At 50.9% G+C, this 12060-nt stretch carries 10 protein-coding genes; all 10 read right to left on the bottom strand.

The genetic code is table 11. The features are described from left to right. Window positions 1-39 precede the first annotated feature (39 nt). Window positions 40-2496 (bottom strand): ribonuclease R, encoded by a 2457-nt coding sequence (gene rnr / locus BM191_RS03715; RefSeq protein ID WP_092875302.1) that lies wholly within the window; start codon window positions 2494-2496, stop codon window positions 40-42. A gap of 15 nt (window positions 2497-2511) precedes the next feature. After that, window positions 2512-2952 (bottom strand): nitric oxide-sensing transcriptional repressor NsrR, encoded by a 441-nt coding sequence (gene nsrR, locus BM191_RS03710; protein ID WP_092875300.1) that lies wholly within the window; start codon window positions 2950-2952, stop codon window positions 2512-2514. Window positions 2953-3131: 179 nt separating this feature from the next. Further along, window positions 3132-4430, bottom strand: a complete 1299-nt coding sequence (locus tag BM191_RS03705) for an adenylosuccinate synthase (protein ID WP_092875298.1) — start codon at window positions 4428-4430, stop codon at window positions 3132-3134. Window positions 4431-4581: 151 nt separating this feature from the next. Further along, the gene (locus BM191_RS03700; RefSeq protein WP_092875296.1) at window positions 4582-4788 is read right to left on the bottom strand and encodes a DUF2065 family protein; all 207 of its coding nucleotides are present in this window, start codon (window positions 4786-4788) and stop codon (window positions 4582-4584) included. A 74-nt stretch (window positions 4789-4862) separates the two neighbouring features. Further along, window positions 4863-5867 (bottom strand): protease modulator HflC, encoded by a 1005-nt coding sequence (gene hflC / locus BM191_RS03695; protein WP_092875294.1) that lies wholly within the window; start codon window positions 5865-5867, stop codon window positions 4863-4865. Between the two features lie 2 nt (window positions 5868-5869). Continuing rightward, entirely contained in the window at window positions 5870-7108 is a 1239-nt protein-coding gene (gene hflK, locus BM191_RS03690; RefSeq protein ID WP_092875292.1) for an FtsH protease activity modulator HflK, read from the bottom strand. A 65-nt stretch (window positions 7109-7173) separates the two neighbouring features. Continuing rightward, a complete protein-coding gene (gene hflX, locus BM191_RS03685; RefSeq protein WP_092875289.1) occupies window positions 7174-8457 on the bottom strand; it encodes a ribosome rescue GTPase HflX in 1284 nt (427 codons plus the stop codon). 289 nt (window positions 8458-8746) lie between these two features. Next, window positions 8747-9061, bottom strand: a complete 315-nt coding sequence (hfq, locus tag BM191_RS03680; RefSeq protein ID WP_092875287.1) for an RNA chaperone Hfq — start codon at window positions 9059-9061, stop codon at window positions 8747-8749. Between the two features lie 105 nt (window positions 9062-9166). Continuing rightward, the gene (gene miaA / locus BM191_RS03675; protein ID WP_092875285.1) at window positions 9167-10114 is read right to left on the bottom strand and encodes a tRNA (adenosine(37)-N6)-dimethylallyltransferase MiaA; all 948 of its coding nucleotides are present in this window, start codon (window positions 10112-10114) and stop codon (window positions 9167-9169) included. Beyond that, entirely contained in the window at window positions 10107-11969 is a 1863-nt protein-coding gene (gene mutL / locus BM191_RS03670; RefSeq protein WP_092875283.1) for a DNA mismatch repair endonuclease MutL, read from the bottom strand. The genes miaA and mutL overlap by 8 nt, the downstream gene beginning before the upstream one ends. Window positions 11970-12060 lie beyond the last annotated feature (91 nt).

Here is a 12060-nt window from a genome sequence, read left to right as displayed (position 1 = left end):
CTGCACTATGACGCCGGGTAATGGCGGTGACGATTCGGCTCACTCCGGAGCCTTATTTTTCTTTGCTGCGCGTTTTGCTTTCGTAGACTCAGCTATTTTACGGGTTTTAGCCGCATTTTTAGGTGTCTTTTTCGCTTTATTACCGGCCGTTTTTTTTACGGTTTTCCCGGATTTTTTTTCGCCACGAAAAGTATTGTCGGGTTCAAAGTTGACGCCGCTGCGCATCTGCTTCCGCCGCGTTGGTGTGCTGGCTGAAGCGGCTTTCTTCTCACGGGTACGGGTTGTTTTACCGGCACCGCGTACCTTACGGGTGCTGGAAACTAGGGCGAAGTCGATTTTACGCTCATCCATATGAACCGCCTCAACCCTGACTTCCACGATGTCGCCAAGACGATATGTATGGCCACCAGACTCACCAATCAAACGCTGGCCAATAGCATCAAAACGATAATAATCGTTGTCCAATGTTGATACGTGTACCAGACCATCAATAAACAGGTCGTTAAGACGTACAAAGAAACCGAATCCCGCCACGCTGGCTATCACACCTTCAAACACTTCACCAACCTGGTCCTGCATGAAGTCACATTTTAACCAGTCGGCCACGTCACGCGTCGCTTCATCGGCACGTCGTTCAGTCATTGAGCAGTGCTGGCCCAGTTGTAACATCGCCTCAAGGCTGTAGTGATAACCGCCCGTAGGCGTCGTGTTACCTTTCAACTCACCGTTTTGTTTTGCCAGCTGATATTTAATTGCCCGGTGTAAAAGCAGATCGGGATAGCGACGGATCGGCGAAGTGAAGTGTGCATAAGAGGTTAACGCCAGGCCGAAATGCCCGCGATTTTCCGGATCGTAAACAGCCTGCTTCATGGATCGCAGCAGCATTGTTTGCAGCATTTCCCGGTCAGGACGATCGGCTATCTGCTCAAGTAGGACAGCATAATCGATTGGCTGCGGCTTACTGCCACCAGGTAACGTCAGACCCAGCTCGTTAAGTACCGTGCGAAAGCTGGTAATGCTGTCATCACTCGGCCGATCGTGATCGCGGAATAACGCTGGTTCCTCATGCTTTTCAACAAAGCGTGCGGAAGCGATGTTCGCCAGAATCATGCACTCTTCGATCAATTTGTGCGCATCACTGCGCACCACTCTTTCCACACGATCTATGCGCCGCTCAGCGTTGAAAATGAACTTTGCTTCTTCCGTTTCGAAAGAAATACCTCCGCGCTGTTCACGTGCAGTTTGCAGCACCTGATACATGCGGTGCAATTCCTCCAGATGCTTCACTAACGGCTGGTACTGCTCGCGTAGCTCGACATCACCCTGTAGTATCTGCCATACCTTGGTATAGGTCAGACGGGCATGTGAGCGCATTACCGCCTCATAATGCTTATACCCTGTCAGTTTGCCGCTGGCTGAAATCGTCATTTCACACACCATGCACAATCGATCCACGTCAGGATTTATCGAACACAGGCCGTTTGAAAGTACCTCAGGTAGCATCGGCACAACCTGAGAGGGGAAATAGACCGACGTACCCCGACTATGCGCCTCATCATCCAGCGCACTGCCGGGACGAACGTAATAACTGACATCGGCAATGGCTACCCACAGACGCCAGCCACCACCGCGTTTTTTCTCACAAAAAACGGCATCGTCAAAATCGCGAGCATCTTCACCATCAATCGTGACCAGTGGCAAACTACGCAGGTCAACACGCCCTTTTTTAGCCGCCTCAGGCACTTGTACGCTGAGTTTGGCAACCTCCTGCTCCACTGCCTCCGGCCAGAAGTGTGGTATCTCATGAGTACGCAGGGCCATATCTACTGCCAGCCCGGTTCCCATATTTTCACCAAGGATCTCCACAATCCTACCAATGGCTTTAGTACGACGAGTGGGGCGTTTTTCAAGTTCAACCACCACCACAGCACCCATCCGCGCATCCATAATTGCTTCAGGAGGGATCAAAATATCGAAGCTCAGACGACTATCGTCCGGTACGACAAAGCCCAGCCCTGCATCGGTAAAATAGCGGCCGACAACCTGGCTGTTGCGGGGCTCCAGCACGCGTACAACACGAGCTTCACGTCGTCCTTTACGATCGGCGGTCATGGCCTGAGCCAGGATGACATCGCCATGCATGCACATTTTCATCTGCTCAGCAGAGAGATAAAGATCGTCTTTACTCCCTTCTATACGTAAAAAACCAAAGCCTTCGCGATGGCCGATGACGCTCCCACGTAACAAATCAAGACGCTCTGGCAGGGCATAGCACTGCCGACGGGTGAAAACCAGCTGTCCATCGCGTTCCATTGCACGCAGGCGGCGTCGCAAGGCTTCAAACTGTTCCTCGCCTTTAATATTGAGTTCGATCGCCAGCTCTTCGCGGCTGGCAGGTTTTTCACGTTTATCTAAATGCGCGAGAATAAATTCGCGACTGGGGATCGGGTTTTCATATTTTTCCGCTTCCCGCGCCTCAAAAGGATCTTTTGACATATCGGTTCTCCGTTGTCACTCCACTGCTGATCCGGGGCGTTCCGTCAGCAAAAGCTTATAAAGAGGCTGATTTGTATCGACCAGATCAGCCAGCGTATAGTTATCAAGTTCTTTAACGAAGCACTTGACGGCTTCATTAAGCGCTATTTTGAGCCGGCAAGACGGCGCTATCATGCACTCGGTGCAGTCAACCAACTGTAGCGGCTCCATATGGCGCACGACATGGCCGACAATAATCTCGCTGCCTGGCTTACCTAAGCGTATGCCACCATTTTTACCGCGCACGGCGTCAACGTAGCCGGTCCGGCTTAGCTGATGAATAATCTTGACCATATGATTTCTTGAAACACCATAAATATTAGCCACTTCACTAATACTGGTCAGCTGCCCCTCCGGCAAAGTCGCCATAAATATCAGTGCTCGCAAGCCATAATCGGTAAAACTTGTCAGCTGCACATATACCTCACAGTGATGTCAGGCTGTCCTTACATACTGAGAATCCATTTGAATTTAGGTTTACTTTGATGATAAACCAAGCTGGCCAGCCAGGCTATTTCTGGATATTCGATGGACGGAAGAAAAGGAAGGCGCCTTTAAAAGAACAAAAGGCCGGTATCAGGACCGGCCTGATATAATCAAGCATCGAATGGATCGCGCAGGATCATGGTTTCGCTGCGGTCAGGGCCGGTCGAGATGATATCAACCGGGACCTCTGTCACTTCTTCAATACGTTTAATGTAAGCCCGGGCATTTTTCGGTAAGCCGTCAAGTGTTTTAACACCGAAAGTGCTTTCGCTCCAGCCTGGAAGCGTTTCGTAGATCGGCTCAATGCCTTCCCAGTTCTCCGCTGCCAGTGGTGTTGTTGTGACTTCGCGACCGTCCGGTAGTCGATAAGCCACGCAAATCTTAACTTCTTTCAGACCATCCAGCACATCCAGTTTGGTCAGGCAGAAACCGGACAGCGAGTTAATTTGCACCGCGCGGCGAACCGCAACGGCATCCAGCCAGCCGGTACGACGACGACGTCCGGTCGTAGCGCCAAACTCCTGGCCTTTAGCGCTCAGGAACTCGCCTGTTTCATCAAACAGCTCAGTCGGAAAGGGGCCGGCACCGACGCGCGTTGAATAAGCCTTCACGATACCCAGTACGTAATCGACATAACGTGGACCAATACCCGATCCTGTCGCAACGCCGCCGGCGGTGGTATTAGAGGAAGTCACGTAAGGATAGGTTCCGTGGTCAATATCCAGCAGCGTACCCTGAGCACCTTCAAACATAATCAAGTCACCACGTTTGTGTGCCTGATCGAGAAGTTCTGAGACATCGACTACCATTGAGGTAAGGAGATCAGCAATACTCAGCGTATCACTCAATACTTTTTTGTAATCAACGGCTTCCACTTTATAGTAATTCACCAGCTGGAAATTGTAATAATCGACAATCTCTTTGAGCTTGCTGGCAAAAGTGTCCGGGTTAAACAGGTCGCCAACGCGCAAACCACGGCGGGCAACTTTATCTTCATAAGCCGGCCCAATGCCACGTCCTGTGGTGCCGATCGCTTTGTCACCACGCGCTTTTTCACGCGCCAGATCCATCGCTACATGATAATCAAGAATAAGCGGACAAGCCTCTGAGAGCAGTAAACGACTACGTACCGGAACACCGCGCTCTTCAAGCCCTTTCATCTCTTTCATCAAGGCAGCAGGCGAAAGCACCACGCCATTACCGATAATGCTGATGACGTTTTCACGTAAAATGCCGGAGGGGATTAAATGAAGAACGGTCTTTTCACCGTTAATAACCAGTGTATGACCAGCGTTGTGGCCACCTTGATAGCGCACAACATATTTAGCACGTTCAGTCAGAAGGTCTACGATCTTTCCTTTACCTTCATCACCCCATTGGGTGCCCAGTACGACGACGTTCTTACCCATTTCTCAAAACCACCGATTGCTTAAAAATGGATTTTACCATTGGCTTAACGCATTTCCAGTAGTTTTAGTTCGTGCTATGCCATATTTTTGCTGCTTTATGATGCAGTCGCTATATGCAGATATTCTCACTGCGGCAAACACAATTTATACCTCAGCCGCCATTTGCGGCGTGTGCGCTAAGCATGTAATAAATGACCACGCCCGCAACCACCAGCCCACCACCGAAGCGTCTCAGTAGGCTATCCGGCAGTTGCGCCATACTCAGTATCATGCGCCGCCATACGCGCGGCAACAGCATGGGGCCAAGCCCCTCCAAAACCAGAACTAACGCCAGCGCAAGCCAGATAGTGATGTTCATCGCTTGTTTTATGGTCCCACAGACAAAAAAAGCGGGCCGGATAATACCCGGCCCGCAGAAGTTATATCAGAAACCTAACGTTTGAGGTTAGTTGGTGGCCGCATATAGCGGAAGAAATCGCTATCCGGGCTCAATACCATAATATCCTGATTATTTTTGAAGCTATTTCTATAAGCACGCAGGCTGCGAATAAAGGTGTAGAAATCCGGATCCTTACTGAAAGCATTTGCAAACAGCTTAGCCGCTGCCGCATCCCCCTGACCACGGATGATCAACGCCTCACGCTGTGCCTCAGCCAGCGTGCGAGTCACTTCATAATCGGCCTGGGCTCGTACCTTTTCAGCCTCTTCCTGTCCCTGTGAACGTTGGCTACGTGCCACCGATTCACGCTCAGCACGCATGCGATTATAAATCGCTTCCGAGACTTCAGTTGGCAGCCCGATTTGCTTAATACGCACATCGACCACCTGGATACCCAGCGCCGCCATACTGTTTGGATTAATCGTCTGAGTATGGTCCGAGGTTTCATTCTCGATCCTTTTAGCAACCGAAGCAATCGCATTGTCTGCGGCCGGAGTGCTGACTTCATCATCAGAACCGGCTGAACCGTTGTTAAGTGCATCACGGACGTCGGTGGTCAGACGCCCCCGGGAGTCGGTGACGATATCTTTAACATCCAGCCGCCCCATTTCAGAGCGCAGACGATCGCTGAATTTACGTTTCAGCAGCACTTCCGCCTGAGAGATATCACCCCCGCCAGTCGCCAGATAGTAACGGCCAAAATCGCTGATGCGCCATTTGATATAGGAATCAACAATCAGGTCTTTCTTCTCACGGGTAACAAAGCGGTCGGCCTGGTTATCCATCGTCTGGATACGTGCATCCAGTGTTTTGACTGACTCAATAAACGGAATTTTAACATGCAGGCCTGGAGTATAAATCAACGGCTTGTTATCGGTGCCACGAATGACCTTGCCGAAGCGCATCACAATACCGCGCTGCCCCTCCTGCACAACAAACAGTGACGAGTACAGCACCGCCAGCACAACAATCAATAATACGATTAATGGCTTCCGCATCGTTATTCTCCCCCTTCGCGCTGGGTATCATTGCGAAGCGCGTTAGCACGACGCTGATCCATGATGTTATCCGGGCTGGATGACTTTCCACTGCTGCTACGGGCATTGCTGTCCGCAAGCGGCGGCAGGCGCGTCAGGTTACTGCTATTCTGGCTATCAGCTTTTGTGGGGTGTTGTCCGCGCATTAGCTGATCGAGCGGTAGTACCATCAGGTTATTACCTTTGTCGCTAACCAGAATTTTATGCGTATGACTTAGCACATCCTCCATGGTATCAATATAAAGGCGCTCGCGGGTGATATCCGGCGCGGCCTTGTACTCCGGCAGCAATTCAGCGAAGCGTGCAACTTCACCTTGCGCTTCCAGAATGGTCCGGGTCTTATAGGCACGGGCCTCTTCGAGAATACGTTGAGCCTGACCATTAGCTCGTGGCTGGACCTCATTCGCGTAAGCTTCTGCTTCGCGCACGTACTGCTCGCGATTTTCACGTGCAGCAATGGCATCGTCAAACGCGGCTTTTACCTCTTCCGGCGGACGAGCCGTCTGGAAGTTTACATCCAACAGTGTAATCCCCATATGATAAGGACGAATAGTGTCTTCCAACTCGCGCTGTGTTTCGCTACGAATAACGGTACGGCCTTCGGTGAGAATGCGATCCATCGTTGAACGGCCGATAACACCGCGCAACGCGCTATCTGTCGCCTGACGCAAGCTATCATCAGCGTTAACCACTGAATAGAGATATTCTTCAGGGTTAGTCACGCGATACTGCACATTCATTTCAACGCGCACAACGTTTTCATCTGAAGTTAGCATTAAGCCGGATGCAGCCAGTTCACGTACAGCTTCAACGTTGACAGCACGGACATGATCAATGAACGTCGGTTTCCAGTTCAAACCCGGACCAACGATATGGCTGAACTTACCAAAACGGGTTACTACACCCCGTTCGGCTTCTTTGATGGTATAAAAGCCGCTTGCGGCCCAGATAATTACGGCGCCGACCACCACAATACCCACTAATCGGCCGCCATTGCCCGTCGAGCGGTTATTATCTTCTCCACCTTTTTTACCACCGCCTAAGCCGCTTAGCTTTTTACTGAGCTTACGGAAGATATCGTCCAAATCAGGAGGCCCTTGATTACGCCCCCCTTTATTTCCCCCGGAGTTGCCGCCTTGATTGTTGCTGCTTCCCCACGGGTCGCGGTCATGTCCGTTATTACCGGGCTGATTCCACGCCATGTTTTTACTCCATTATGTGTGTGTGCGGTGGTATTCCAGAGGTCGGAATACACATTCAGGCAAAGTCAACTAATAATATAATTCACCAAAGAAGGCACCTGCTTACACAGCCGACGCCAATCCACGGCAGGCATTCTAACCTGCATGCCAATGCTCCCATCCTCTTCATTCCATTCTTTTTCAATAGCTTGAAGCTGATAAAAGCGACTGCGTAACCGCCCTTCATTAGGCGGTAAACGTAAATCAAACTGTGCTATTTCACTGGACAGCCGTTCGGTAAGCGCTTGAAAAAGCAGATGCACACCTTGTCCAGACTGCGCCGAGAGCCACACTCTGACCGGGCGATTTTCAACATCGCGATCGATACGCGGAACGAAATCATCGAGCATATCGATCTTATTCATAACCAGCAGCGTTGGAATTTCTCTGGCTTCGATTTCATCCAGAACGATATCGACTGCGTTAATATTTTCATCTACTCGCACATCCGCCGCATCGATAACATGCAATAGCAGCGCTGCCTGACGCGTTTCCTGCAATGTAGCTTTGAACGCGGCAATCAGATCATGGGGTAGATGGCGTATGAAACCAACCGTATCTGCCAGCACAACCTCGCCTACATCGGTAACGTCAATGCGTCTCAGCGTCGGGTCAAGTGTGGCGAATAGCTGGTTAGCCGCATAAACGTCAGCCTGGGTAATAAGATTAAACAGCGTGGATTTTCCTGCGTTGGTATAACCAACCAAAGAAACCGTCGCGATATCCGCTTTATTACGAGACTGGCGCCCCTGCTCACGCTGCTTCTCAACGCGTTCCAGACGCGACATAATCTGGCTGATGCGGTTACGCAGCAGACGACGGTCGGTTTCCAACTGTGTTTCCCCTGGCCCACGCAGGCCAATCCCCCCTTTCTGACGCTCAAGGTGAGTCCAGCCGCGCACCAGACGGGTGGCAAGGTGGCGTAGTTGCGCCAGCTCAACCTGCAATTTCCCCTCGTGGGTTCGGGCTCGTTGCGCAAAAATATCCAGTATCAAACCGGTACGATCAATAACCCGACATTCACACAACCGTTCCAGATTGCGCTCCTGGCCAGGCGTAAGTGCATGATTGAATAGCACGACGCTGGCGCCCGTTGCTTTCACCGCGTCAGCAATCTCTTCGGCTTTACCTTCGCCAACAAAATATTTGGGATGTGGTGCTTTGCGACTGCCTGTTACAACCTGCAGTGCTTCAACTCCCGCAGAAGAAGCCAGGGTTTCAAACTCCTGCAGATCTTCCATATCCTTATCTTGCGAGAAAAAGATGTGTACCAGTACGGCCTGCTCACCGGCATCATAACGGTCGAACAAACTAAAACCTCTCTAAAACATAACGTCGCGACCCATTGACCATACTGCATCAACTCAGATTTGGAACGCCTTATGAACAAAAGGTGTTTAATACAAACAGTCGCCACTGGCTTGCGCTAAATAAAAGCAAAGCCAAAAAACTTTGGCCAAATGGGGAACTCAACGTCTGATGTCCCCCGTCGCATCCTGAATATTTAATTACAGCACTGCACACCAGTGTGTATCTCAAGAGAGATGCAAGGTATTACTTCGCTGTAAATTGACGGATAGCTGAATAATTTACCCGCGATTATTCAGTGTCATCGCCATCCTGCTGTGGCTGTGCAGCCCCAGCCTGTTGATTATTACTACCATGATGATAGGTATTGCTACCACCACCTACATTATTGCTGTGGTGGGAAACCGGGCGGGACGGAACCACGGTAGATATAGCATGCTTATAAACCATCTGACTGACTGTGTTTTTTAACAAAATTACAAACTGATCAAATGACTCAATCTGACCTTGCAGTTTGATACCATTGACCAAATAAATAGAAACCGGAACACGTTCGCGACGCAATGCGTTCAAAAACGGGTCTTGTAATGATTGCCCCTTAGCCATTCTATATTTTCCTTATGTGCTTGTTGTTTATAACTTTGAAACTCGAAAGCTCTAAATACTACGTAAAAAATTTGCGCAAACTAGCCTACTAATTTTACACAATCATCAGTGCTTCGCACTAAGAACCTGAAGTACCTGCTCAAGTGCAGCCTCGGGTCGATCGCTATCCAACCAATGAACCCCATCCCAACCACGCAGCCAGGTCATCTGTCGCTTGGCAAGTTGGCGGGTTGCGCAAATTCCCCGATAAACCATATCATCATAGTCAGTCTCGCCTTGCAGATATGACCACATCTGACGATAACCAACACAACGAATGGAAGGCATGTCCTTATGTAAATCTCTTCTGGCAAAAAGAGCCCGGACCTCAGCCTCAAATCCTGACGCTAACATCTGCTGGAAGCGCTGTGCAATGCGTTGATGTAACAATTCACGATTTGCCGGCGCGATCGCAAACTGCGTCACATCATAGGGCAGCGCTTCTCCGGATGTTTTTATCAGTTCGGTTAGAGTTTTACCCGAAATAAAAAAAACTTCCAGTGCTCGCGAGAGTCTCTGAGGATCATTCGGATGAATACGATTGCCCGCCACAGGATCCACTGCCAGTAATTGACGATGCAGATAGTCCCACCCTTTTTCGTCTGCCGTATGTTCAATTTTTTGGCGTACTTCAGGATTGGCCGGGGGCAACGGCGATAATCCTTCCAGCAATGCTTTATAATAAAGCATTGTGCCGCCAACGAGCAGTGGTATACGTCCCTGCTGAGTAATTTCGCTCATCGCACTCAGCGCGTCACGGCGAAACTCTGCCGCTGAATAGGCCTGAGCCGGGTCACGAATATCCAACAAGCGATGGGGAGCCAGAGCTAACTCTTCCGCTGGGGGCTTGGCAGTGCCAATGTCCATATCCCGATAAATTAGCGCAGAGTCAACGCTAATTAATTCAACCGGAAGGTGTTGGCGCAGCCTGATGGCCAACGCCGTTTTACCAGAAGCCGTTGGCCCCATCAAAAATATAGCCTTTGGTCGGCCAGCCAGGGTTTTTTCAGTCATACTTCAGAGCGTTAATCGCCGTTTCAATATCGATCGGTTGTATTAATCCAGCGGGCGGTGACTTCACCAGCTGCGGACAGATCCTTTCAACTTCCGTCAGCAGCGTAATCACCTGCGAATGGTTCCATTCCTGTGATTCATTTGCCGTATGGCATGCAAGCCACCGCGCTGTCTGATCCGTCTTAACCTCTGGCCGATTGGCAAGATAGCCTAGCAGGTCGGGAATCAAGATTTGTAAGTTTTGGTTACGTAAAGGTAAAGGCACGCCGCGCAGAGTCACATGGTGCCCATCATTCATCAGGTCCAGACCGAAATTTTGTAACAGCGCCGAATTCTGCTCAACAATATTTCGCTCCGCTTTATCGAGCTTCAAACGCACCGGAATCAGCAGCGGTTGCGCTTTAAGCGCCCCATTCGCTGGATCGAGCTGCTTCTCCTTCAGCCAGCGACTGGCAGCGGCGAGGCTCATCAGACGCAGCCCATCGTTATGCTCCAGCAACGCCCATGAACCGGAGAGGACGGTGAGCAACCGACCAAAACTTTGGTTATGCCCCTGCAACGGAGCGTCTGCCTCAGGTTCGCGCTCGGCGCGCATCGTCGGTGAACGCAATGGCTCACGCACAGATGACGGCGCTGCCTGCAGTAGTTCTTGGTAAACCGCCCCTTCTCGCTTGTGATAGCCATCCTGCTGGAGCGTCCAGCATGACTGGCGGCCTGTCACCGCACCGGCATCAAGTGATGGTGCGACAGGTGTTGCAAAATGATTACCGCCAGCCGACGCCCGGTTAGTTGGCTGCCAACGGGTATTCAGCAACACGCCAACATCATCCTGCTCCTGTACCGGCAGCGTCGGGCTGGCACTTTCGTGAATAACGCTCACTACGCCCTGATAGATGAAATCATGCACCAGCCGCGACTGATGAAAACGCACCTCATGCTTGGCGGGATGAACATTGACGTCCACCTGGTGAGGATCTATCTCCAGATAAAGCACATAGGCAGGCTGATGATCAGCGCCGAGCTTATCCTGATAGGCCTGGCGGATGGCATGGTTAATCAAGCGATCGCGCATCATGCGGCCGTTTACGTAGCAATATTGCAATTCGGTTACCGCTCGCGCACCAGCAGGATCGGCAACCCAGCCGCGCAGATTGAGATCACAATGCTGCCACTCAACCGTTAGCGCACGGCTAAGGAAAGGCGAGCCGCATATAGCCCTCAATCGCCGCTCATGCTGATTGGGATCGGTGACAGCGCGATATTGACGTACAAGCTTGCCATTATGAGTCAGCGAGATTGCGACATCAAAGCGCGCAAGTGCGATACGTCGTACCACCTCATCGATATGAGCAAACTCAGTTTTTTCGGTACGCATAAACTTACGCCTTGCGGGCGTATTGAAGAACAAATCCAACACTTCTAAGGTCGTACCTGCCGGATGCGCTGCTGGCTTAACCGTAACCACCATTTCCCGACCTTCAGCATAGGCAGACCAGGCTTCGCGTTGATCCTGCGTGCGGGAAGTCAACGTCAGGCGGGAAACTGAACTGATACTGGCCAGCGCCTCTCCCCGAAAGCCCAGACTGACGATGGCTTCGAGATCATCAAGGGAGCTAATTTTACTGGTTGCATGGCGTGCCAGCGCCATAGTCAATTCTTCTTTGTCGATACCACTGCCATTATCCCGAATGCGAATGAGCTTAGCCCCTCCCTTTTCAATATCGATATCAATCCGGGTAGCGCCAGCATCCAGGCTGTTTTCGACCAGTTCTTTTACCACCGATGCGGGACGTTCTACCACTTCCCCGGCGGCAATCTGATTAGCGAGCTGCGGCGGTAAAACCTGAATTGGCATAGGTGTTCCTTGAAAGCCTGAAAAACAGAAAAACAGAAAAACAGTTGTAAACGTAATGCTGCCGCGTCATAAGTCTGGCGATATTATCGGG

Source organism: Izhakiella capsodis (assembly GCF_900115045.1).
In the GTDB taxonomy this organism is placed as follows: domain Bacteria; phylum Pseudomonadota; class Gammaproteobacteria; order Enterobacterales; family Enterobacteriaceae; genus Izhakiella; species Izhakiella capsodis.
Note: the sequence above shows the minus strand (reverse complement) of the source record. Positions and strands in the feature narration are given on the sequence as shown.